Raw genomic sequence first — 25,589 nt, forward strand, 5'->3', positions numbered from 1 at the left:
TACTAAAAATTTACAGTCAATTACATTGAGAAGGCTGACCAGCAATAATCATGTCAGTCAGCTTAGTTAACTCTTGAGAGGTTGTTGAAAAAGTTCTTAGCGGTCTGTAAAGACTTATTATTTTCTCTTATGTCCCCTTAAAAAGTGGAGAAAACTTTTTAAAGCCCAAATTATTAAGGAGAAGTAGATAATTTAAAATATTTTGCTATCATCAAGAAGCTTTGACAACCTCATTTTTTAGCTTTGGCTTACCAATAATTGAGGAAAAACATCTTCAGTTGCTGGTGCATCATTTATAATCTGTCCAGATGACAAAAACTTACTATTAATTATGTTTTGATATAGTTCTGTATCTGTTTGCCAATTATCTAATAAAGTATGGAGCGAATGCAGACGTTCTTCTTTACTATTACCCTTAACTCCATAGCTGAAGTTACCTTCAAACAATATTATGGAAACAGTTTCTTCTTCAGTTAGATAGAGCTTACCTTCATTGATATTTAGGTTTAGCTGTCCTGCTTCTAATGTAAAAGCTAGTTGAATAACAGATTTGACTGGTGCAATACCTACTTCTTGCCAAGGTGCTGGCGCTAAGAGAGAGCGCATATAACTTTCAACGGATGCCTCTTGATTTAAGTGATTTGCAGTAATGTAGCCTCTCAGGTCAATACCTACTGCTTGATATTCTAAATTTGGCAAAGCTCTGACGTAATTGTGAGCGATTTCTGCTACTTGTATTTCGTAAACTTCTTTTGAAGTTACAGCTTCTACAAAACTAAGAATATTCTGTTGTGCAGTCAAGCTTATACCGTTACGGAAAACCACTTGTGAACCTTGCGTACCCATAATTGGCTGTCGAGCTAGTTCCCAATCGTCAGGGACAATATTACTGTATTTGAGAAAGTCATAATTGAGAAGATTAGAATTATGATTTTTTACGGCAATAGCAATACCTATATTTTGCAGCACTAAAGTTTTGTTCATTTGATACATCTCTTTAAATTTATGCCAAACGGGATTTAGGACGATTTGCGTAACCGTCTAATGCACAGCCTTGAATATTTATTTATCAAGTGTGGCATTTCTGGCACTTTGCAGATTTACCTTGGACTAAAATAAAATCCAAATTCTTGCTAGTGTGATCGCCTAATGTGCCGGAGGCGATTATTGTTTCCATCCTTGTTTTGCTGTGTTCTTTCCAGAGAACTAAGCAGTATGTTAATGATAATTGCATTGTTCAGTAATCACCGCAATCCCAAGTTTAAGAAGTTACTTTCAACTTAAGAGATATGATGGCAACTTAAGAGAAGACATTGTAAGTTAAGACCTTACAGTACATTCTTGCCAAAGTCTAAAAGTTTTTCTGGGTAAGACTTTTAAGATTTTACTGGACTTTTTTAACTTGCAATTTGAGAAAAATGAAGTTTTTTGTATTTAAAGTTATATAAAATAAATCTTAATTTTATATAAAGAAAACCTGTATATAATAAAATTATAGACATAGCCACACCCTTGAGGACATACTCAAAGCTTGAAAGCCAGGAATAGTAAGACTTTACCTCCTGCCTCCTGCCTTTTGCCTGTAGTAGCAAATTTAAGGCTGATTATTATTTGCACAGATGTCTATGTTGCACATCAACGTTAGTTGCAAGATAGTCATGCACCCACTCACAACCCACCATCAGCACAGTATTCAAATTTACATCGCGTTCCAAATCCCAAATGATTAAAGTCTTATCTAGTGATGTTGAAATTAAGCGATCGCCTTCGGGAGTAAATGCTAGTCCAGTTACACCACTTTGATGTCCTTCCAAGGTGACAATTGGCGTTCCGTCTCGTTGCCAGAGCCGCACAGTGCCATCAATACTTGAGGAGGCAAGTAGTTTTCCATCTGGGCTAAAAGTCACGTACATCACCATTCCCTGATCACCTTTGAGGGTTTTTAGCAGTGTGCCATCACGCCTCCAGAGTTTGATAGTGCTATCTGCACTAGCCGATGCTATGGTTTGACCATCTGGACTAAAAGTAACGCTCCAGACTGAACCTAGATGTCCTTTGAGGGTCTTAAGGAATTTACCCTCCAATGTCCACAATTTAATAGTGCTGTCAATACTTGATGTAGCGATTGTTTTACCGTCGGGACTAAAAGCTACTCCCCAAACTGGCTCCTGATGTCCTGCTAATGTGTGCAGTAATTTACCGTCAACACTCCAGAGCTTCGCTGTATTATCTGCACTAGCAGAGGCAAATTTACTACCATCAGGACTAAATGCAATCTCATATACCTCGCTGTCGTGGGCGGCAATCGTGCGAATCAAAGTACCATCTAATTTCCACAACTTGATAGTACGATCTGCACTCCCCGATGCCAACATTTTACCATCAGGGCTAATAGCAATGCCGATCACAGAAGAACGATGCCCCCTCAAGGTTTTTAGGGGTACGCCATCCCGACTCCAAAATCGAATTGTTTTGTCTTCGCTGGATGAGGCAATAATCCAGCTATCACGACTTACGGCTACTCGAATCACAGGACTACTGTGTCCCCTCAAGGAAGTTAGCAAAGGGTTTTGCAATTGCCAAAGTCGAACGGTTTCGTCTTGACTTGTCGATGCCAATATTTTCCCATCAGGGCTAAAAGCTACTTCCCGCACACGATCATGATGCCCTAACAAGTTAAGAACTAAGGTTCCATCCACTCTCCATAGTTTTACTGTTTTATCCCAACTACCAGATGCTAGAAATTGACCATCAAGACTAAAGGCGATACTCCACACCCAATCAGTGTGTCCTCGGAGAATGGCAATCTCACTGCCATCAAGTTGCCACAATTTGATTGTATTGTCGGCAGAGGCAGAAGCCAGCATCTGCCCATCGGGGCTAAAAGCAACAGCATTGACGCGATCGCTGTGTGCTGGGATTGTCCGAATCAGTGTGCCATCGAGTTGCCACAATTTGATAGTACCATCCCAACTACCGGATGCTAGTATCTGACCATCAGGGCTAAAGGCAATTCCCCAAACCTCATCGTTATGCCCAGATAAGGTGCGAATTTCAGTACCATCAGTCCGCCATAGTTTAATGGTGCGATCAGCAGAAACCGAGGCAATGATTTGACCATTAGGGCTAATTGCTACATTATTAACTCTGCCATTGTGTTTAGTAAACTTTGTTAACATAGTGCCATCTTGTCGCCAAAGTCTAGCAGTTTTGTCCCAAGAGGCCGAAGCGATTAGTTGACCATCTCGGCTGATATCAATACCCCAAACATCACTATTGTGTCCGGTTAGAGTTTTCCATAATTTACCGTTGCGTTTCCAAAGTTTTATCGTTTTGTCAGCTGAAGATGTAGCAACAAATGTAGCATCCGGGCTAAAAACGATTCCGCGAACTTCTTCTGTATGCCCAGATAAACGGTTGTACTCAATAGCCCCATAAACTGTTCGTCTCAAGACAGTTTCTACCTGATTGGTTGTGTCTGCATCGCCTCGACCTAGCTGTTGTAGCTTGCGTTTGGCTGCAAGTGCAGCAACTAAGGCATCTAACTTTTGATAGGAAGCAAACAGAGATTCCGAGGAAGTAGAAATCGCTCTAACTTCACTGATAGTTGCCTGCCGATATTGAAACCAAGTGATGCTTCCCAAGATCATAGAAATCAGCAGGGCAATACTGACTAATATTAATAGTAAACGTTGTTGTTTAGCGCTCTTTCTTTCTTGTATCAGCTGTTTATGCTCGGCTGCTAGTCTTGCTTGTGTCTCTATTGCTCGTTGGGCTTCTAAGTTTTTTTGAATTTCTCGGCGATCAAGTTCTTGGCTAGCCGTAAGAAATCTGTAGTCTAGATCGCTGAGGCTTTTACCCTGCGCCCAATTTAAAATGTCTTGCAGCGCTTGCCCCCTGAGTAAGCGTGACTCGTCTTGGTAGCCAGAAATAATCCAAGCATTTAACCCTTGGGAATAAGGACGCAGGTAACTTAGCTGTTTAGCAACCCAATCAAGATTGAACACAGCTTGGTAAATAGCGTTCTTTACTCGCAGTCTTCCGTCATGCTTCTCGACTAAACCGGACAGCAATAATTCAGTTTGCTCACGACTATTATTTACAGGGATGCCTTCTCCTTCACTACCAACAGAAGATTGTAAGAGAATTTGTTGATAGAATGCTAGTAAACGTCCTGCTCTTTGTTCATTGTGCAGTAGGCGATCGCGAATTGTCTTCAAATGTTCTGGCTCATCTTGAGATTCCCAGTTATCAATAATGTGAGTATGAACTAGGTAATCAATTGTTTGGTAATTAGAGTCAAGATTTTTTTGATTACCCATCTCCACTACCAACTGACAGAGTTTCTGCGTTAAAAACGGTTGTCCTCCAGTCCAGAATAAAATCTGACGCAGCAATACTTCGGGATTACTGCTAACTTGATTTAATCCAGGTAACAAAGGCGTTGCTTCAGATAAGCTAAATCCCTGTAATGCAATGGCTCTCCCGATATTAAAGGGAGTACGGCTTTTATCGGCAATTAAATCAGATGGTGTAGCTACACCTAAAAGGGCAAAGCTGAGACGACAATAGATAGGTTTTTCTGCACGTTTGTTGTAACAAGCACGAATCAGAGCAAAAAAATCATCGATAGGAAACTTTAAACCTAGAACACTATCGATTTCGTCGATAAAAATTACAATTGGCTCATTACTAATCTTTAATAACAGCGTTTCTAAAAATTGACTAAAGCGACTAACCAAGGATAAATCTGTACGTTCACGCCACCAAGTACGTAAGTTTAAATCTATTTGAAAGCTATCAACTAAACTACCTACGGCACTAATATACCATTGCTCTGGGGACACCTGTTGCGTGCCGATGCCTGTAATGTCCAATCCGCCACAGCGCACTCCGGTGGCTTGCAGACGAGACATAGTTTGTACTCTTAGGCTAGACTTGCCCATTTGTCGAGCATTGAGTACATAACAAAATTCACCATTTAATAATGCTTGATAAAGTTCATCATCTGCTTGACGTTTTACATAGGTGATAGCGTTATGGGGTAGGCTGCCACCAACTTGATACTCGTAAGCTGGATTCTTACCACTTTGCATTGAATATAGTTAAGAGTTATCAGAGTTTGATGCTCGTTCAATTTGAGGTAAAATCGCCCTAAAGTACTGGCGATATAGTTCACAACTAGGGGTGACGAATTGGTTGTGTATTTGTACTAACCCCATGCTTTGCAATTTGAAAGACTGCATTAATTCCATCTCGACTGGTGTAGATGATGTTATCACTTGCATTAATGCCTTCAGCAAGTCAGGATACTGTTGCAGATATCTCAGTTGTCTTTGGAGATGTTCGCTGTAAATATTATTTGGAGAGATCGCCTGCTGCATAAGTTGCTCTAGGGTAATTGTTTGATGTTTGATCTGCTCCAATCCCATTTGGACTAAATAAGGATTACCTCCAACTAAGGTAATTAGTTGATTTGCTTGCTCTACATTCCAATCTAGTCCATGTCTTTGAGCTAAATCCTTTACCTGTAAAGGAGTTAGCTCAGGTAACTTGATGGACAGTCCGACACTAAAAGGTGATTGGTGAATATTCAATGGAATATAAACTTCAGTCGAATGAGCTACAACAAGTCGTAACTTTTGCCAAATATAACTGCTACTATCTCCATACTTGGCTTTTTCATACCATACACGCAATAAACCAAAGAAGTCATTGGCGATCGCTGGATACTGAAATAAAACATCAACATCATCTAATGCTACTACTAGGGGACTGTCGATCTCAGCCAGCACATACTTTTCAAAGTAGTGGGTACAGTTGTAATTAGCCCCAAACAATTCGTCCCAATATTCTGGTAAATGATTGTGTAATCCTAAACCACGGGTGACAACTGCACAATACCAATGCAACAATCGGTCAAGATTGGAGAATAAAGAAGTATCGGCTAGTCGCATACTCAGCATCAGTGTCTGTAAACCAGATTTCCTTGCTTGATGAAGTATGCGAGTAATTAATGATGTCTTCCCCATTTGCCAAGGGGCCTTGATCCGAATCAACGCCCCTGGTTTCAATATCGCCTCATAACACTGGTTTTCATTCAACAATCGCTCAATATAGATTGGCGAATCAAGCGGTACTGGTCCTTGAGGACTTGCTTGTAACAATTTTACTTTATTGTCTAGGCCTACATTAACTATATGTCTAATATAATCATTCGGCTCTAACTTGAGTCCGAAGCCTTGAAAGTAAGCTTCTAAAGTACCACGATCTACAGTAACTTCACGACGATGTACTTTAATTAAAGTGTTGTAACTGAGTCCTGTGCGTTTACTAATCTCTTCTAGCGTATAAGGCTGGTCAACTGCATTTTGAAGATGAAATTGATGTTTAGCTCTCTGCAACCTTTCCCAGCCGTAATCAGTTATGATAACTCCTCTCAAACGTTTCAATGACACAGAATTTCCAAACATTAACAATATTTTAAATTTAATTAGAATCTATTGAATTACAAGAATTTTTAATAATTTATCCATTACATTAGGCATATATTCATTTAGTTCTTTAAAAAGTAAACTTAAACTTATTAATAAAATTTATACGTTGCATAGCTCAGTATGTTATTTGAATTATTAGAGACTTGTACATCTTTCTTTAGGATGATGTTGTTAATGATAACATCATTTATGTATGGCGTTGGGCGTTGTTGCGTGAATAGGCAAAATGGTAAATTTTACCTATCTCCTATGTTCGCTCGCCACCTAGCCCTGCATATGAAGACAAAAACCCAGTACAAAGTTAAGAATTGGAACGCTTATGATGCTGCCCTCAAGCAACGAGGCAGTATAACTTTCTGGGTGAACGAAGAGATCATCGAGCAGTGGCGCAATCAGCAAAAAACCGGGAAAAAGGGAGCATCGAATTATTACAGTGATGTGGCGATAGCCACAATGGGAACGATTCAATCTGTATTTCATTTACCAGGGCGGCAAGCAGAAGGTTTTTTAGAATCGCTGTTTACGCTGATGGGGATTGAGCTAGCAGTGCCAGATCACTCTACCTTATCAAGACGTTTAAGCAAGTTGTCGGTAGAACTGCCAGTAATTCCGAAGAACAAGGCAGTCCATGTAGTCGTAGATTCAACTGGGGTGAAAGTTTATGGTGAAGGCGAATGGAAAGTGCGTACACATGGGGTTGGTAAAAGGCGGACATGGCGTAAGTTGCATCTAGGAGTTGATGAGGGAAGTGGCGAAATTTTGGCTGCTGTAGTTACTACTAATGATTTAGCGGATTGTGAGGTGCTGCCCGACTTATTGGAGCAGATTGATTACCCGATAGAGCAACTATCTGGTGATGGTGGCTATGACACATTTGACTGTTACGATGCGACGCAGGAGCGAGGTGCCACAGCAACTATTCCTCCGCGCAGTAACGCCAAAATCCAACAACACCCACAAGAGATAGCACAGCCACATCCTAGAGATGAAAACCTGCGTCGAGTGAATCAAGTCGGGCGTAAGCAATGGAAACTTGAGAGTGGATACCATCGACGTTCATTATCCGAAACCGCAATATTTCGACTTAAAACCATTTTTGGCGGTAAGTTAAGACGACGCTTTTTTGATAATCAAGCTGTCGAGTTGTTCTTGCAATGTGCTGCCCTTAATCGCATGATCCAGTTGGGCAAGCCGGACAGTTACAAAGTCGAAGCCTAATTACTGCTCCAACCCAGGAAAAGTATATCTTTTTTTCCTTTCATGCAACAAAGCCGTAGATCTGTGGTGTGCGATTGGTTGGTGGGGGTGTAGGGCAAATCATGTATCCATCCACAGCTTTCATAAATCTCAAGTAGCTAGCCCATTTGCCGAGCCATTAACTGGGCAAATAGACCTTCAACAGCGGCTAGCTCCTGAAAAGTTCCCTGTTGGACAACTCTACCTGCTTGGAGTACATAGATGCGGTGAGCGTTACGGATGGTACTAAGTCGATGAGCGATCGCAATTCTGGTAACTTGTAATTTATCTAAGCTTTCACTCACAATAGCCTGAGTTTTATTATCAAGGGCGCTGGTAGCTTCATCAAAAAATAAAACTCGTGGTTTTAATGCCAAAGCACGAGCAATCAACAATCTTTGGCGTTGTCCTCCAGAAAGATTACTACCCCCTTCACTCACCACAGTATGCATTTGCATGGGCATGGCGGTAATATCGTCAGCAAACCCAGACATCCGCGCCGCTTCCCAAGCTTCATCTAAGGTCATCTGTGCGCCACCTGCAATATTCTCGAAAATGGAAGCTGAATTTAGCTGACCATTTTGTAAAACTACGCCCAATTGTCGGCGCACTGCATCCACATCTAACCCAGACAAATCTTGACCATCGTAGTAAATACCGCCTGCTTGGGGAGTTTCAAATCCCAGTAGTAATCGCAGTAACGTCGATTTACCACTGCCAGAAGCGCCTACCAGAGCAATAAATTCTCCTGCTTCCGCAGAGATACTCACGTCATCTAATATTAGTGCGCCATCATTGCGATAACAAAAGGTCACATGGTCTACAGTAATTTTCCCAATGAGCTTACCAGGATCGGCTTTGTACAAATCTACCTCTGGGATAGTTGCCAAAATTGGCTGTGTGCGTCGCCATTGGGGGATGACTTGCAAAATTTCTGTAACTGTGTTGCTGAGGTTTGTAGTGCCTCTGGTAAAGTTACCAAAAGCTGTGTTAAAAGCCAGGAATGTGCCAAGAGATAATTCCACGTTTTCTGAAGTTTGCGGAGCTTCCAGCAGTTTGATCGTAAACCAGAACAATATTCCAGAAGTCAGTATGGGCATGACTGTATTGAACAGTAAAACGGCATCTTCCACACGTTGAGTACTCAGTTCCAGTTTAATTTGCCGAGTGTAATTTTTACTCCAAGCGGCAAAGGCGCGTTCTTGTGCGCCAGCAATATGCAGTTTAGAAATACCATTGATTAGCTGCACTGTCTGCCCAAAAATACTACCCCGGATTTCCAGCAACGGACGCACTTTGGTTAACAGCAGCATACCAGAGAGTGTGGTGACTGCGATCGCAACTACTGCCACTCCAACGGCAATAAAAGCTAATTTGTAGTTGTAATAAAATAACTGCGCCAAGTAGAACAGCGCAAACAAACTGGTAATTAAATTAATTAGAGTTCTACCGCTGAGTTGGCGACGAATTGTACTCACCGAGGTGATGCGGGAGAGTAGATCCCCGGTTGTGTATTGTCGGAAAAACGACACTGGCAAATTTAGCAGCCGATCCCATACCGCCGCTTGGGTGGAAGCATCGCCAGCCGATTCCATCCGCAACAGAGCAAACCCCTGTGCTAGCTGAAATAAAGCTGTACCCAAAGTTGCAACCAGCAAACCTAATCCGATTTGCAGCAATAAACCGCGATCGCTATCGGGAATTGCATTATCTATAATAATTGACGTGGCATAAGGTGTAATCATCCCCAGCAGCGTCACAGCAATGCCACTAAATATAATTAACAGCAGACCTTGGTTATGTCCTTGAAGTGTGAACTGGATTATATCAATAGCTTGGAGCGCTTTATCCGGTAAAGAGCGATAAAACATATAAGCAACGGGAGCCAAGCTTGCAGCTATCTGTTCATCCACTCCGACACGGGTACGTTCAACCGGGTCAAAAATTTCATAACGAGTTGCAGAAATCGGCAGTAGCGCTACTGGGCGATTATCTTGGGTGTAGGCTATTAAAGGCCCAGAATCCTTTTCCCACCAGTTATCTCGCAACAACACCCGCCGCATCCGAACGCGTGAAGCTCGAACAATTGCTTCCAAAGGTTCCTTGAGCCGCTTCAGGTTTTCCGAACGAGACGGAGGGCGAATTTTTATACCCATCGCTCTACCAACTGCACCAGCCGCCACCAGCAAAGGTGTACCTTCTAAGAAAAAGTCCCCGTCTTGGGAATTCAACGTTGATGCTAGTTCACCTAAAGCTTCCATCGTGACTTGACGATTTAGGCGTTGGCGATCGCGCAAACGGATTATTTCTGTTTCTGCTTCTTGCTCATCTATAATATTGATGCATTGCAAGAGTTGAGTATGCAACTGAGATAACCCAGCCAGCAGTGTATCTGGATTTGAGAATTCCCTGGTTGTGTTAGTTGTCAGTTGAACTCCCTCCACAGCTGACAACCACATTTTCTCAGTCAGGGGAAAAATTGCAGTGGTTGGCGTTAAGGTGATTTCCTCAAACCCCAAAAAGCGGACAGTTCCTTCGTGAAGCCGTACCCAACAGGTGACACCCGCTTCTGGTTGAAAAGTCTGAGCATTATTTAAAGAAAATCGTAGTTGTTCTTTAGCCTTCACCTGAATTTTTGGCATGGTAACTTGAGAGAATACACCACCGAGTTGCAACAGCCAGCTTTCTATCCAAGTGAAGACTCTTGCATCTGCATTGGCTACTAACTCCCGAAAACATTCTTGATGCACTTGTAATAATTCAGTTTCGCCAATTGGAACTGCTAAAATCTGATGCTGTTGATTAGCAATTCCAAAAAGTGCTTCACCTTGATTAATACTGCATAGATAACGGCGAGTTCCTTCAACAACCCCATCTTTGAGTGTGACAGCAAACAAAGCTATAGAGCCAGACTGAACCACCCAAACTTTAGAAGGGTCATTCAATAGAATCGGTTCATTACCATTAATTATGTAAACCTGACCGTGCATTAGCATTTTGGAGTAGAGAGTGGGGAATGGAAATGGGGAGTGGGAGATAAGGAAGTTTGAGCCTTTGAACCTGAATGTTGAGCCTTTGAACCTGAACGTTGAGCCTTTGAACCTGAACATTGAGCCTTTGAACCTGAACGTTGAGCCTTTGAACCTGAACATTGAGCCTTTGAACCTGAACATTGAGCCTTTGAACCTGAACGTTGAGCCTTTAAACCTGAACGTTGAGCCTTTGAACCTGAACGTTGAGCCTTTAAACCTGAACGTTGAGCCTTTGAACCTGAACGTTGAGCCTTTGAACCTGAACGTTGAGCCTTTGAACCTGAACGTTGAGCCTTTGAACCTGAACGTTGAGCCTTTGAACCTGAACGTTGCACCTTTGAACCTGAACGTTGCACTTTTAAACCTGAACGTTGAGTCTTTGAACCTGAACGTTGCACCTTTGAACCTGAAACATTAAGTCCTAACTCTCTACCACTTCCCCTTCAGTGCGAATTAACCGCGAATATACACCGTCAACTTGCCACAATTCTTGATGAGTGCCTTGTTGTACAACCTTTCCGCGTTCTAGAACAATGATTTGATCGCAATCGCGGATAGTGCTTAATCGGTGGGCGACAATTATGCAGGTGCATCCCCGGCGACGGAGATTTTGGTCAATGATTTGTTCTGTTTCTGCATCTAGGGCGCTGGTGGCTTCATCCATGACGAGTATTGAAGGATTATTCACCAAAGCGCGAGCGATTTCTAAGCGTTGTCGCTGACCGCCACTTAAATTAGCAGCACCTTCTATAAGTTCGGCATCAAATCCTCCAGACATAGAAAGAATTACATCAGCGATCGCTGCATCTTGACAAGCGCGCATCAGGTTCTTATCTGGTACAGTAGTATCCCAGAGGGTCAAATTGTCTCGAACCGTACCGCCAAACAGCAAAATTTCCTGCTCTACCATTGCAACAGAATTTGTAAGCAGTTGTTGGGAAATCTCCTTTCTCGGTTTACCATCAAAGCAAACTTCACCCGCCCAAGATTCATAAAGTCCGCTCACCAGTTTTGCAATAGTAGACTTCCCGGAACCACTTCCACCGACCAAAGCTACTCGCTGTCCCGGCTTAATTGACATATTAAAGTTTTCAATTAATGGCGCTTCCAGGCGGCTATAACCAAAAGTGATATTCTGCAACTCCACATATCCCTGCAATTTGGGAAGAAGATAGGGAGAATTTGCTCCCCCTGCCCCCTGCCCCCTGCCCCTGCCTCCCCAATGGGATTATCCAGTACGTCATCCAGCCGAATCAAATTCCCCTCCAATTCCTGGAGAGTAGTACCAAAGTTGACGAGATTGTTAACAGGTTGCTGGAAACCTAACATTAAACCTTGAAAAGCAATGAGCATCCCGATGCTGAGATGTCCATCCATTACCCGTAAACCACCAACTACCAACAAAAATATCGAAGAAAGAGCGGATAAGAGCGTGGGTAATACAGAGAATGTCTGGTTTGTTACTCCTAACTCCTGCTGAGAATTGAGAGCTTTGGTATAATAACCCGACCACCGGGAAAAAAAATCTGACTCCAACCCCGATGCTTTAAGTGTTTCGATACTTTGAAGTGCAGCAATGGATAACCCAGCCGCTTTACCATACTCTTGTATCAATCTTTGATTAGCATCTACCCGTTGTCGAGAAATCCACTGCAAAGTTAAGACGTTTACAGCAGCAAAGCTGACCACCATTAAGGTCAGCACCCAGTCATATTGCACCATGACTAAGGCATAAAAAACCACCATCAAAGTATCAATAATTGTAGTTGCCAAGCGTCCCGCCAAAACATCAGCAACTTGGTCATTGAGAGTAGTTCGGTTACTAATTTCTCCAGCGAAACGTTGTGCATAAAAGCTCACAGGTAGCCGCAGGATATGCCAGAGAAAACGGCTGGACATACCTACACCCAGTTTGATTTTCAAACGGCGCAAATAGCGCAACCGTAATAGTGTTAGCGATCCTTGGAGTATAGCAGCGATCGCCATTCCCACAAGCAAAGGACGCAGCCATAATTGCCGCCCCTGCACCAAGATGTCATCTACAAACACCTGGCTGAACACAGGCACCACCAACCCAACCACCGTTAAGAAAAATCCCGCAACCATAGAGTAAACTAAAGCATCTCCAGCACCCTGTAGCCGTGACCACAGAGATAAAATCATGCTGGGTTTGCGACCACCTTTAGTAAACTCCGCCCCTGGCTCAATCACCAGCACAACTCCCGTATACCCCTCGTCAAATTCCTGTAGAGATACATGACGCGGCCCCGTAGCGGGGTCATTGAGAAAAACTCGCTGTTTATTCCATCCCTCTAGGACAACGAAGTGGTTGAAGTTCCAAAAAACAATATAGGGAGGACGCAGTTCTTGCAGTTTTTTTAGTTCTTTTTTAAAGCCTTTGGCTTCGAGTCCATAACTTCTGGCAGCTTTAAGCATATTAGATGCCTTACTACCATCGCGGGAAACCCCGCAATCTCGCCGCAGTTGTGGCAGTGGTACAATGCGATCGTAGTAACCCAGAATAATTCCCAAAGCCGCAGCACCACATTCCACAGCTTCCATTTGCAAAAGCGTAGGTGTTTTTACCCGAATGCTTCGGCGTGGCAGTAATTTTTGTAAATACTGCCAAGGATTAAACGGTGTTACTAAAGTAGATTTAGTAGATACCACTGACCGACCTCAAGATAGGTAAAACGAAAGTGATAGGAGCGCGTTCTTCCACGTTCACTCGCACAACAGTAGTAGTTCCCGAAGAAATTTTCAGGTGTGGCCCTGTAGAAGAAGACCACTTGTAGCCACTCGGTGTATTGGTATCTAAATCGAGGTCAGAAAAAACTTGTATTAAACCTTGTTGTTGAGATACTAAACCTTCCAGCACTTCTGAATTGCCCACCTCATTAGCCGCTGCTTCTTTGGTAATGGGAAAGCGTGAGATACTCGTAACATTACCCACAATGCCACCAAACCGTTCCCGCTTCACAGTTTGGGGAGTAATTTGTATTTTCATCCCCGGTTGAATTTTCTTCCCATCAGCAACAGGAAAATAGGTAACGCCAACCAGCTTGCTTTTAGGATTTTCCGCCTCAATGGTTGCGAGGCGAGTTCCGGCGTTGACAACTTGTCCTGGTGTCAGCGTAATTTCTAAAATGCGTCCGCTGTATTGACTAATAATCTGGCTATCATTGCCTAACTGCACTTCTAATTGGGCAATTTCTCGCTTAACATCTTGAATCTCTTTTCTTCGGGCAGTTACACTTTCCAGGTCTTGTTGAGCCACAGAAGCCTGTTTGCTGTCCAATTCTTTCAGTTGAGCTTGCAGGTCAGAAATCGTATTCAGGTTTTGACGATAGTTTCGTTCTGTTTCTGTCTCCTTCACATCCAGTTCTTTCAACTGAGCTTGGATATCAGCAATTTTTTCCAGATTTTGCAAATATTCTTGTTCAGCCGTGAGAGCTTCATCACCGGAAATCGCCCCTTCTTTTTTGAATAGCTGTCTGCGGATTTCCATTCTCTGGAGGAAAACAGGAGTTAGAGCTTGAGCTTGCTTGAGGCGCTGTTCTAAACCTTGGCGTTGCTGTCCAATAGAGGTATTGCCTTTGGTTTTGAGGAGAGGCGTTGTAGCTCGCAGTTCCAGTATACGTTGCTGTAGGTATTGGCTTTGTTGGGATTGCGACCTTTGTTCTTGTTCCAGTCTTTGCCCTTGTAGCGAACCAACTGCCTGGTTTTGTGATTCTAATTCCGTTAGTTTAGCTTGTTGCTGTTGCAATTGCTTGCGGAGTTCAGCCTGGTCAATGGTCGCTAATACCTGCCCCTTTTTGACGACATCTCCAACTTTGACATTGAGAGCCATTAATTGCCCAGAGCTTTTTGATTGCAACGGTACAACATTGCTGGGATAAATCAGTACCCCTTGACCTTCGACAGTGATAGGAATGCGACCGTAAATACTCCAGATAACAGCTACTCCGACGATGGAACCCAAGGCGACAAGAGGTAGCCAACTTCTGGGGCTAACTACCTGCATCAACTGGTCTAGTCTTTCTGGAGAAGATAGACGCTCTAGAGATTCTTTGCGGAATATACTGCGCTTTTGGTTTAACATCTGGTTGTGAGTGTAAAAGATACGCCTTTCTACTTACATAGCGTTATATTTTATTTGAACTACGTTACCTATAGCCATGAACTCATATTCTGAGGGTAGGACTTGCTTTTTAGGTCTTTTTCATAAGACAAGAGGTATAATAATCTTGCATAAGTTTTATGACACTGGATCCACTTAATTAAAACAAGCGATCATTCATTTTCAAACCAGATACGAAAACCTTTACTACCGGAATATTAAATGGTGGTTGCGTTAGATTGACACGAAAAATGTTTTTATTATCAGTTTGAGATAGGCTTTCCAAAATCTGGGTATAGTCCTGGAGTAAACTATCTCCTGCCATGTCGCTTAACGTCCGCCAGTTGGTATTACTTTCTATTAGATTAAAATAAGCATAAACTTTAGAAGCCACATTACTCGATGTATAGCAAGCTTTGACTGCTAGATCCTCACGAGAACCATGTATAAAGGTTAGGCGTGACTGAGCTGCCTCGGTAATTGCCCTAGTAGCTGCTACAGAAACATTAAGATGTGAGCCATAACCAATGTTGACCATTGAAGAGTGACTGAAAGGATTTCTATCAAGAAGAACAGCCCAGAAAGTGTGGAATGATGGTATGCAGCTTTTCACCCAGATCAAGACAAGTTTAATATCAGCCTGTAGAAGCATCTCATACAATCCTTTAACAGATTCATCGTCCACAGTACTTAGATCAATACATTTGCAGCGCTCTTGAGTGAGACATATGCGACCATTAGCACTTAAACGTGAGATCGCATCCCGTTCGATTACCTCATAAAGTCCATGAAGCGTCGCCTCTAACAGATGATTTCCACTGGCAAGACCGTTAGTATCAAAGGGATACAGCATTGGTGAACATATATAAACAGCGCTAGCTGGGAGCCATACTTCTTCACCTGTAAGCAAGTCTTCTGCTTTAATCCAGTCAATAATAAAATCACTGCTAAAGAAGTTCTTAGCCTTGTATTCAGGGAGAATTTCGGGTTGAACAACACGTTGACCAGTCCCTTGCATTAATTTCAAGCTACCGCGTTTGAGATCGCTGCTGGGATTTTCAGCATGAAAAATTTCAAGTGCTTCCATTAATGCCGAAACTTTAGCATCGATATGCCGCAGTCCTTTGCCATTAGTAACTTGAATAACACGACCCCATGGCCGGATGGCACAGTAAACAGGAATACCTATACGATCTAATCCTGTAACATCAGCACACCGGGTAACACCCATCGTAGCCAAATGAGGCTTTAACCTGGCAAAGGTGCATTCTGGTTCTATCAAACGGTGTGTTCCACTAGTGTAGCCCTTGGTAAGGGGCTCCATGCTTCTTACTATATTAGGCATAGTTCTTTTCTACCAGTTGTGTGACTCTACCAGTAATCTGCAATTCTCTGATTAAGGCTACTTTAAAATTCCAGACACGACCAAAGTAACTTGGCCTTTGTTCCACAATCCACTCTGCAAGAGCACGTTCTGCCAATAATGCTCTGTAAGATTTCAAATTCAAGCCTGTAGCTTGTAACCAATTAGCATCGTCAGTAATACCATGTGCTACCTCCCACTGCTTTACGTAACTGTTCAAGCAATCTGGTGGATATGAAACTCCATTTTGTCTAGCCCATTCTAGGAGAAATCGACGTTGTGATAGCTCTAACCAAATATCGGCTAGTTCAGCAGACCATTCGTTCTGCACATCAACTTTAAATAGCCTAATAAATTCGATTCCAGTACTTTCGTCAATAATAGGACTACTCTTGGAAGAAGCAACTAAAAACGCAGGATCATCTTGGGACTCTTGCTTGCACTCTTTCCAACTAACCATTCTTAGTGGTTTGATTTTAAAATATGCTTGCTCTTTAGAAGACAGTTGAATAGCGCTTCCTATAAGCTGCAATTCTTCCTCAAGAGCTTGTTGAAAACTCCAATTCAGTCCAAAATAGTCAGGTCCTTGTCTGATTATCCAATCGAGGAAGGCGTGTTCTTCCAGCAGCATCTTGAAGGTTATGGACGTCAAGCCATTAGCTCGCAACCAGTCTCCGTCTTCAATCCCGTGTTTTTGTTTCCACTGCTCGACATAGGCATCTAAGTTTTCCGTATAGCATACGCTATTTTGTCTAGCCCAATCCAGAACAAAGTATTGCTTTGATAAGGTTTTATACATAGCACTCACCAAGAGCGGATCCTTTTGTGCTTCTTGCAAAACCTTTTCTCCAGTGATCAAACCCTGGGAACTCATAAAGCCATGAACGAGAAGTTGGTCACCTTGCCAAATTGCACTTGTTGAGGATAAAGAGTTAAGGTATTTTTCTGGCTTTCGTTTCCCTTTAAGACTAGCGCAGTGATTAAGCACTCCAATGGCATCAAGCCTTTTAAGGTCAATGGATTTTGTACGGAAGTATTGCTCAAGCTTTATCAAGTCGTCCTGAGACCAGTTCTTTAAGACTGGACTATTTAGAAGCTGGCGATAGGAGCGATCTGGATAGTAGGTTCGTTTGGCATATTCGGTCAGTTGTTGTGCTTGCTCACTTGTGAGGTAATGGTCTTCAATCGCTTTGAGTAAGGTGTAGCGGATATTAACCAACGGCTCGGAAAGGGGACGAAAGTCAGCTTCTTGAGGAGCATGTAAGAGGGCTACTTCATCATCACCATCAATAACACCATCACGATACCATTCAAAGATCGTGCCATAACCAATCATGCCGAAATTGTGTAACTCCGCAGCTCGCAATGCTCCCATGCTTGACGCACCAAGTACCTGAATACCTTCTTCTATAGCAGCGAGGAGTTCACGCTGCCAGACAGACGGTGTGCTATGAAAAAGTCCATCCACTAAAACGATAGTTTCTACACCAAGCGCCATAATACGGTAAACATCGCCTTGACGAGCTGGAGGGTAGTAGTCCGCATCAAGTACCTCACGAGCCTGATTCTGTGGTAATGAAGAACCCAGGAATACAGCTATAGATTTGAATGCATTCACTGTTTCATCTGCCCATTTCCAAAAGTTTATTCGTTAATTTCTCAATGGCATTGATTTAAAAATGTTCTATTCCCAAATCGGAACAGTAATTTATTCATTATTGCTATTATTGGCGATCGCATCGCATTGCCTCAGCACTGTATGTTAATAAACAATACAACCACTACTAAGCCGGCTAAAAAATTTTGTGTCCACTTTATAGTAATTTTTCTTTTTACAGAATCTACTGAATATCCCTAGTAAATACAACTACTATGATATTCATACCTTACAGATAAAATCACTATTGGCGGCTTTACCAATAGTTATTATGGAAAGAGTTGAAAGTAAAAACAGCCAGCAACTTTTGCCGCGTTAACAAGCTGCTTACTGGCTGGTTTCAAAGTAAACTGGTCTACAAGCAAAAAATACCCTAGATTTGAAATCTTAACTTGAGATTTTTGGATTTTAGATTTAGTTTTGCTGAACTCCTAAATTACAACTAGTTTAGTGTATGCAAGACTTTATCCAGTTTATCTAGCATATTTTATTGCTCACTCTACCACAATGTGAATCTTAATTTTCAATCCGCCTGCTACAGCCTCCAATTCATCCTCAGACAGTTCTGCATCTGCTGCAGTAACTTCTTGCATAAAAACTTGTAGTTCCTCTGTAGTAAACTGATAGCCCCGTTCATTGGCCATCTGAATTATGCTTGTTGAGCTATTGCCAGCTTTGAGCTTCTCTTGCAGTACTTCATCATTTTCAGCGACTTTAAAAAAGCCTCTTACTGTTTCTTTTGACATAACTTTAATTAACCTTTTCTAACCGCTCATAACACCAACATCTTTAAATTGGTGAGGAAGCAAAGCGGGATATTTATGCTTCCTTATTTCTATATTTGATAATACAACCACTCGCAAAATTGATAAATAATATTCTGTATGCTCTACAGTATTTTTTTATTGGCAAGCTGACAACTTGAGAAAAATCACCCATAAGCTTAGGTAGCTTTGCAGGGGAAACGCATCTAAATTACTCTTGATCACAACGAAGGTTAAGAACCAACTAAAAAAGCAGCATTTACCCTTTAGTTTAGTTTCCCAGATTTGAAGGCAAAGTTTATCGCAAATTTATTACTTTATTTACTTAGTCTGACAAGAGTATTTCCTATCTTCATCATCAAAGTCTTGCTTTCATCCAAAAATGAACTATTTTCAATAGGTTGTTTCCATTTTTCCACTTCTTTATGCCGAATAACATCGAAAATTTCTTTGTAAGGAAATCTGAAAATAAGAGGGTCTTCTATTTCTCCTTCATTTGGTTTAATAATTCCATGATTAGTTGCTAAATATATTTTTTTAAATCGGCGATAATAGCCACTTATATAAACATAATCCCATCCTTTAATTTGTTTTAAAAGTCCATAAAAACTTGAAGCTGTGATAATGGTAAATAAATTAGCAAAAGTATTACGCCCTAAGCAAGCTTGAATGTTATCTTTTGAAAAGTCAAATGACCATTTATAAGAGGAATCGGGAAAAACAACCTCTAGTTGATAAATCACATTCCAGTGGCAATGTTCTAGAAATAGAGAATCTTTATTATCTTGAAGAAATTTAGTTAGATTTATGTTGACTTCTTGTTCTATTGCTTCTTTCATCTCATTAAGATTATAATTATCGTGATTTTTGTCGATGAGATTAGCTCCCACCTTCACAGGAGAAAAATCCAAGCTTTCTCTATTATCGTCCATCTTATTTACAAACTGAGACATTTCTTTTAAGTAGCTAAATTCGCCATTTTTAAATGCGAGGATGTCACCTGGATCTAGAGTAAATACGTTTTCTTTTATTTCTGGGCAAACCATCCTTACATCTCTACAAAATTGTTCTCGCGTTACAGGAAATAAAATCTGATTCAGCCAAGATGATTCATTGATAAGTTTGAAACCATTAGAGCCAGGAGCGATCGCTCTTGGTTTAATCCTGCTAATGTTCCTAAGTAACTTATTATATGAAGAGTAAGGAAAGGATAAACTCTCATTACATTGGTAGTTGCTCTCTAACATTGGTTGCCAGAGTGCCAATAAGAAATCAACTTGGGGATAGCGAGATTTTACAAAACGAATTGTATCTGTGCTAACATCTGAATCTACTTGATTCCAGAAAACGCCTGATTTATCGGCAAATACTATGCCATATTCAGGTAAGCGGTATTCTGAGCGAGTGGTAAGGATATTGGTAGAGCCAATTTTAACTTCACTGAAATCTCCCAAAGGATAGATTTGCGAATACCCCAATTTACGAAGACAGGTTTCTAATATTTTGTCTTTAGGAATTAAGACATCAACTGTTTTTGGTAAATAAGCCAGAGAACGAACATCAAAGTGATCCAAATGTCTATGAGATATGATTAGCAAATCAAATTCTGGAATTCGTTCATGAATCACTTCCCGCGTTGGAAATACTTCTTCCATTCCTTCGCAGTGTGGATCCCATAACACGGGATCCATAAGAATCTTGCAATCCTGCGTTTCGACAAATATTGAAGCATGTCCAATCATGTGAATTTCCATAGCTCACCTCTGTTGTTACTAAGTTTTTAGCTAGAGTGGAAGTAGCAAGAAAAATTAGCCGCTTCCTTATTAAAGATTGAGATTAAAACATAACCCTATTCAAACTGGCTTAACACTTTTTGTTACAGGATCTAATATTTAGTATTTAAAAGTAAAAATAAATCACTTAAACTCTAAGCAGTGTAAAAGTTCTACTAATAAATCTTCGTTTGATCCAGCAATATTCAAGGTAATAGCCCTTAAACTATCAACATAGCTAAGATATGTTTCATACTGTTCGCGTTTATCTGAAGGGATTTTGTCAAACTCAACTCCTTTCCCCCATCGGTGAACAGTATTTGGTTTAATTTTTAATACTTTTGCAATTAATTTGATGCATTTCTCCCTATAACCGTGTTCTGACTCTATTGCTAAAATAAGTTTTTCTGTATAATATGGTTGCCGATTATCATCCAAGTCTTCTAGTCCAAACCACCGACGGCAAAATTTTCTTGGGTGTATACCTTTTCCTTGAAAAACACACGTTTTCAAAATTTTATCAACCTCCAATACTGATTGAGAATTTCTAATTTTTGGTAGCAAATATTCTGTGTTATGCACATCTTGAAGACCTGCATTGCGTTTAGCTACTTCTATGACTTTGAAGCCATGAAAATGTTCATAAATCTCTGACTTAAGATTTCCTGTCTGTAACATAATAATTTATTAACTGATGTCAATTCTTCCTTTTAAATATGTGCAATAAGTTTTTGGTTGCCAAAGAATGGCAGTCAATTCTGCCATGTCCAAAGCTTGTTTAGCCCTAATTATTGCTTTTAAAAAAGCTTGTTCATCTTGCCAGCCAGAGCGAGGTAAGAGGGGCTGAGAAATTAACAGCTCTTCAGATAAACGTTCATCAGTTTCTTCGTTTAAATGATTCATATTGCTACAGAATAAGAAACTTCGAGTTTGTCTTGCCAAGTTTCTGGCCATTGGATGGAGTCAGCAGTAAAGTGAAGTGGATCATTCTCCGGCCAAGGCACGTCAAGGGGTTCTTCAATAATGCTAAACTCGCCGTTGTCGAAGGGAATCCCTGGTGCTGACACTTTTGGATAAACCCGTTCCCGGATGCTGCGTTTTGCCAATTCGAGAGCGCGGTGGTGGCAGTAAGGATTATTGCCTCTGCGATTGAAAAATACATGTGCTGTCCAAGTGCAGCCTCCGCGACACAACTCAGCAAACTTGCAAGTCTTACAGAATCCCCATAAGTGAGCTGTTCCTTCAGGCGTACCAGCATTAAGATTAAACTGCAATTCTTCAGCTTGTTCAATGACTTCTTGCAAAGAGCGATCGCGGATATTACCACCTGCATAAGCAGCTGTAGGCAATGAAGGACAACCTTTAATCGTACCGTCTGCCTCCAACCCTAGAGTAGACAGTCCAGCACCGCAACCCCGCCAAAATCCCCATTCATCACCTTGTCCCCGCAGCAAACGTTCGTAGGGACCGTAGTAACCAATGTTGTTACCAGCCGCAACTTTTACTCCTTCAGTGTTAGCCTGTCGAACGACACGAGCCACCATAGGGTAGAGGTCTAATAGTTCGCTGGGTTGGAGAAGAATATCCGCATTGTCTGCGGCATTTCCCATCGGCACAGTCAGTTGAATTTGCCATGCTCGCGCACCTGCATCGCGGATATGCTCGTAGATGCGAGGGAATTCTGGGGCAGACAGACGGTTGATTTGCGTATTACAGCCGAAGGGGATTCCGACTTCCTTTAGGTAACTCATGGTTCTTAGTCCAGATTTCCAAGAGCCTTTTCGTCCCCGGAGGCGATCGTGAGTTTCTTCCATTCCATCCGTAGAAACGGAAACTTTAGCAATTCCGGCTTCTTTCATCTGGTACGCCATTTCCAGAGAGATGCCGTAACCCCCGGTAGTCATACCGCAGAGCATACCAGCCTGGGTAATGGCTTTTGCAATTACCAACCAATCGGGGCGCAGAAAAGCTTCTCCTCCAATGAGAGTTACTTCTTTAATCCCGACATCAGCTAACTGCTGAACAAGATTAAGGGCTTCTTCAGTGGAGAGTTCTTTATGCCGTGCCTGTCCTGCCCGCGAACCACAATGACTACAAGCAAGGTTGCATTTCAAAGTGATTTCCCAAACAGCATAACTGGTTCGATGGTACTTTTCAGACATTGTTTTGCCCAGGTTTTGGTATTGGCTTGGTAATAGCAGTGCAATAAGTATTAAATTGTGTCGTATGGGGCTGGAAATATACCGTACAAAGCTACAGGACCTGGATAGCAGCTTTTTTTTATCCCACCTGCGATCGCCTCTAATTCAGCTTCGTCTAGTTCCTCGGTGGAAGTTGCCTCTAACATTTCAGCACTAGTAGTTTCCCATTCTTCTTCAGTGAAAGCATATCCTTCTGCTTGTAAGAAAGTTCCACGTTCTTCAATCGGATAGCTTTCAACTTGAGTACGGAAAGCTTCATCTGTTGTGACTCTCTGATAAAAAGCTTTTGCACTTTCAATAGACATATAATTTCCTCCTATTAATATCTAAAACATTAGGAAAAACAAGATAAAACTACAATGCACAATTTTTGGGTAAGACTATGATTTTTTTCGTTTTGCTTCGTGCCACTATGAATTCACTGTAGTTTATCTAAACTAGGAGATTTGTTCAGCGAGCTTTTTATATCCAGGAATTAACTTACTTTTAACCGTCTTACCATCCACTCAAATCTTTTTGCTGCGATCGCCACACGATCTAAAACGTTATCATTCAATTCATCCTCATATTCTACATCTTTCACCAACGGTGAACCTTTACTATAAACGCGTCTACCATAACCAAGTTGACTCAGCATTCCTTGCAATCTTTGAGAAAGCAAAGTTGCAATAACCTGATAAAAACGAGATGCAAATCCTATATCTTGCTGTAACTTTGCTGCTAATTGCTGTCGGTCAATTGACAACACAATTGAATCTTCAATAGCTTTAACTGTTGCCAAAGGTAGGCGGCCATCAATGAAGGGTGTTTCGCCGATGATTTCGCCTTTGGACAATCTTGCTAGTTCTTTACCAGAAACTTCACTACCTTCTATAGCAGCAAAAGCACGAGCTAAGGGGTTACGCTCATTTTCATCAATAGATAAAGACATTGCTCCATCTAAAAGAATATACAGCCCATCCACAAGCCCTCTTTCACGGATAAGTACTGTATTAGCAAGAATTTTTTGCACTTTACCACAAGTCGTCATCCAATCGATGTCACTATCATGTAATCCTCCTAAGACAAATAGTACATCCCTCAAAGGTTGACTTTGTGCGAAGTTACTACGTCCCTGTTGATTAATGGTGCTTTGAATTCTATCGGAAAGTATAATTGCGATCGCTCGATAAAAACGCGAAGCAAAACCAACATCTTGCTGCAACTTTGCTGCCAATTTCTGTTGGGAAATCGACATTACTAGAGATTTTTCTACAGCTTTTATAGTTGTGGCTGTAAGACGAGTTCCTACAAATGGAAGTTCTCCTACTACCTCGCCACTAGATAATCTCGCAATCTCTCGACTGAAGACTTCATCTCCTTCGATAGCTGCGAAAGCACGAGTTAAAGGATTATTATCTGGTTGAGAAATACTAACTGTTAAAATGCCATCTAGTAAAATGTACAAACAATCGGTAGCTTTTCCTTCTTCGATAAGTATAGTGCCAGCAGCTATTTCTCGTTTATGACCTGTTGCAATCATCCAATCAATGTCACTGGTAGTTAATTCTTTGAGTAGAACTTCTGTCATAACTAATACCTATTTTTAATTTTATCAGAACTTACGCAAAAACTCTCTGCAACTCTTATTCCTTGGCGCACTTGGCGTACTTGGCGGTTCGTTTTTTGATGATTTTGCATAAGTTCTATTTATATTTTGGATTGTTCTAGAGACACGTTAGCGTTCGCGCAGCGTCTCGTAGAGAAGCGGGACGAAGTGCAATTTTGCGTCTCTACACACGAAGTATTCAGCAATCTATCTAAGTTTTGTTGAATAAGTGAGTTCGCCTCTTTTGAAGCTAATTCTTCCAATGTTAAATAAGTCAATGCCATTAACATCAAAGGTTGAATATTAGTATCAGTTAATTTCTGTGCATACTCAGTGTGAAAACGCTGCAAATTTTCGGCGGCTGCTTTCACTAATGCCTGTAGAGTCCTAAAAGCCCCACCGGAGAGTGGTGGATTACCCTGATAATTTTGCAGTCTACCTCCCTCGCGGTAATCAGGAAACGACTCTAAGCCCAGAAATCGCAAACACCAGTCGGCTCGGTAATACCCTCTAGCGGCTACAATGCCCCTGTAGTCAGCAATTAGCTCATCAAGTATATTGTTCCGCATGGAGTTAAACAAGCGGCGTGTAAAGTAATGCGTACATTCATGTTCCAGCCGAATTGTTAGTGATAGCTGCTGCCATTGGGACTCTTCAAGTCCCATATCGCTGGCTGAAACGTTGCTATAAGCGCCATCACTCAAAATAACAAACTTATCCTGATAAAGTTGCTTTTGTGGTATCAACCTTTGAAATTCTTTTGCCCAATTAATTTCTGAGCGAGCAAAATTTTCTGCCTCCCATTTTTGGCGATACTGACGAATCCGATCCCAGTTATTAAATCCGCTAATTATGCAGGCTCCCATTGAGTTAGGGACTGGCTGGGGTTCATTTCGCTTTGTCAAGGCTTGTACTAAAGAAAGAAAGTCCTCTCGGTTTCCAGGTAATAATACTGGTATGATGCCAGCCAAGCTTTGATGCAGTATTAATTGGAGTTTTTCAGGTTGTTGTAAAACTAAACCAGTTGCTTCAGGCATTCCATCGGTAGTAGCGCCCCTACGAGTGGCAGACAGATAAGCTTCAGTTTGGCTGATACCCTCTTCAATGGGGAATCGTAACTGAACCAGTCGTTGTTTGAGTTCTTCAAATACTCCTACGACTCTGGCTTCAACGGCGTATTCTTGCCAAGCAGCCACAAAAAATTCAGGAGTAAGGGGAAACTTGAGAGGATGAGTTAATGTGTTGTGATCAAAAACGTTTTGATTGTATACCAATAATTCTTCCGTCTCTGTAGCATTAGCTCCAAAGTAGGCGAGGACATCGGTACGGAATGATTGTTGAATCATAGGCGAGTGGGGG

General features: G+C 41.6%; 17 protein-coding genes and 1 pseudogene. 2 read left to right on the top strand and 16 right to left on the bottom strand.

The features are described from left to right. Nucleotides 1–237: 237 nt before the first annotated feature. The 3 genes from IQ276_RS11995 to IQ276_RS12005 all read right to left on the bottom strand — a co-directional run bounded on the left by IQ276_RS11995 (nucleotide 238) and on the right by IQ276_RS12005 (nucleotide 6,458). Nucleotides 238–984 carry a hypothetical protein gene (locus IQ276_RS11995; protein WP_193913527.1) on the bottom strand — a complete coding sequence of 249 codons (747 nt, stop codon included), beginning with the start codon at nucleotides 982–984 and terminating at the stop codon, nucleotides 238–240. A 623-nt stretch (nucleotides 985–1,607) separates the two neighbouring features. Then, nucleotides 1,608–5,096 (bottom strand): WD40 domain-containing protein, encoded by a 3,489-nt coding sequence (locus IQ276_RS12000; protein ID WP_193913529.1) that lies wholly within the window; start codon nucleotides 5,094–5,096, stop codon nucleotides 1,608–1,610. A 9-nt stretch (nucleotides 5,097–5,105) separates the two neighbouring features. Then, a complete protein-coding gene (locus IQ276_RS12005; RefSeq protein WP_235115599.1) occupies nucleotides 5,106–6,458 on the bottom strand; it encodes an AAA-like domain-containing protein in 1,353 nt (450 codons plus the stop codon). Nucleotides 6,459–6,773: 315 nt separating this feature from the next. On the opposite strand from IQ276_RS12005, the gene IQ276_RS12010 reads away from it, so the two are divergent. Next, nucleotides 6,774–7,715, top strand: coding sequence for an IS5 family transposase (locus tag IQ276_RS12010; protein WP_193913533.1), 942 nt, complete (start codon nucleotides 6,774–6,776; stop codon nucleotides 7,713–7,715). 137 nt (nucleotides 7,716–7,852) lie between these two features. Here IQ276_RS12010 and IQ276_RS12015 read toward each other — a convergent pair whose 3' ends face one another. Then, a complete protein-coding gene (locus tag IQ276_RS12015; protein ID WP_193913535.1) occupies nucleotides 7,853–10,729 on the bottom strand; it encodes an NHLP bacteriocin export ABC transporter permease/ATPase subunit in 2,877 nt (958 codons plus the stop codon). A 58-nt stretch (nucleotides 10,730–10,787) separates the two neighbouring features. Here IQ276_RS12015 and IQ276_RS12020 point away from each other — a divergent pair, with 58 nt between their 5' ends. Continuing rightward, on the top strand, nucleotides 10,788–11,183 hold the full coding sequence (locus tag IQ276_RS12020) for a hypothetical protein (protein WP_235115600.1): 396 nt from the start codon (nucleotides 10,788–10,790) through the stop codon (nucleotides 11,181–11,183). 3 nt (nucleotides 11,184–11,186) lie between these two features. On the opposite strand, the pseudogene IQ276_RS12025 reads toward IQ276_RS12020, so the two are convergent. The 12 genes and pseudogenes from IQ276_RS12025 to IQ276_RS12080 form a co-directional block, all read right to left on the bottom strand. Then, nucleotides 11,187–13,435, bottom strand: a pseudogene (locus IQ276_RS12025) (NHLP family bacteriocin export ABC transporter peptidase/permease/ATPase subunit). Beyond that, the gene (locus IQ276_RS12030) at nucleotides 13,422–14,867 is read right to left on the bottom strand and encodes an NHLP bacteriocin system secretion protein (protein WP_193915820.1); all 1,446 of its coding nucleotides are present in this window, start codon (nucleotides 14,865–14,867) and stop codon (nucleotides 13,422–13,424) included. The pseudogene IQ276_RS12025 and the gene IQ276_RS12030 overlap by 14 nt, the downstream one beginning before the upstream one ends. A gap of 178 nt (nucleotides 14,868–15,045) precedes the next feature. Then, nucleotides 15,046–16,209 (bottom strand): YcaO-like family protein, encoded by a 1,164-nt coding sequence (locus IQ276_RS12035; protein WP_193915817.1) that lies wholly within the window; start codon nucleotides 16,207–16,209, stop codon nucleotides 15,046–15,048. 13 nt (nucleotides 16,210–16,222) lie between these two features. Next, nucleotides 16,223–17,866: a TfuA-like protein gene (locus IQ276_RS12040; RefSeq protein ID WP_193915814.1), complete on the bottom strand. Its 1,644-nt coding sequence runs from the start codon at nucleotides 17,864–17,866 to the stop codon at nucleotides 16,223–16,225. A 533-nt stretch (nucleotides 17,867–18,399) separates the two neighbouring features. Next, nucleotides 18,400–18,651 carry a Nif11-like leader peptide family RiPP precursor gene (locus IQ276_RS12045; RefSeq protein WP_193915811.1) on the bottom strand — a complete coding sequence of 84 codons (252 nt, stop codon included), beginning with the start codon at nucleotides 18,649–18,651 and terminating at the stop codon, nucleotides 18,400–18,402. Nucleotides 18,652–18,986: 335 nt separating this feature from the next. Beyond that, on the bottom strand, nucleotides 18,987–20,423 hold the full coding sequence (locus IQ276_RS12050) for an MBL fold metallo-hydrolase (RefSeq protein WP_193915808.1): 1,437 nt from the start codon (nucleotides 20,421–20,423) through the stop codon (nucleotides 18,987–18,989). Between the two features lie 162 nt (nucleotides 20,424–20,585). Beyond that, complete coding sequence (locus IQ276_RS12055) at nucleotides 20,586–21,119, bottom strand: hypothetical protein (protein ID WP_193915805.1); 534 nt, start codon at nucleotides 21,117–21,119, stop codon at nucleotides 20,586–20,588. A gap of 9 nt (nucleotides 21,120–21,128) precedes the next feature. Further along, nucleotides 21,129–21,344, bottom strand: coding sequence for a hypothetical protein (locus IQ276_RS12060; protein ID WP_193915802.1), 216 nt, complete (start codon nucleotides 21,342–21,344; stop codon nucleotides 21,129–21,131). Further along, nucleotides 21,341–22,603 carry a nif11-class peptide radical SAM maturase 3 gene (locus IQ276_RS12065; protein WP_193915799.1) on the bottom strand — a complete coding sequence of 421 codons (1,263 nt, stop codon included), beginning with the start codon at nucleotides 22,601–22,603 and terminating at the stop codon, nucleotides 21,341–21,343. Before IQ276_RS12065 ends, IQ276_RS12060 begins: the two co-directional genes overlap by 4 nt. A 50-nt stretch (nucleotides 22,604–22,653) precedes the next feature. Next, entirely contained in the window at nucleotides 22,654–22,947 is a 294-nt protein-coding gene (locus IQ276_RS12070) for a Nif11-like leader peptide family natural product precursor (RefSeq protein ID WP_193915796.1), read from the bottom strand. Nucleotides 22,948–23,117: 170 nt separating this feature from the next. Further along, on the bottom strand, nucleotides 23,118–24,212 hold the full coding sequence (locus tag IQ276_RS12075; RefSeq protein ID WP_193915795.1) for a cyclic nucleotide-binding domain-containing protein: 1,095 nt from the start codon (nucleotides 24,210–24,212) through the stop codon (nucleotides 23,118–23,120). A 119-nt stretch (nucleotides 24,213–24,331) separates the two neighbouring features. Next, nucleotides 24,332–25,576, bottom strand: a complete 1,245-nt coding sequence (locus IQ276_RS12080) for a DUF7005 family protein (protein ID WP_228042974.1) — start codon at nucleotides 25,574–25,576, stop codon at nucleotides 24,332–24,334. Between the last annotated feature and the right edge of the window lie 13 nt (nucleotides 25,577–25,589).

It is taken from the genome of Desmonostoc muscorum LEGE 12446 (assembly GCF_015207005.2).
Classification (GTDB): domain Bacteria; phylum Cyanobacteriota; class Cyanobacteriia; order Cyanobacteriales; family Nostocaceae; genus Nostoc; species Nostoc muscorum.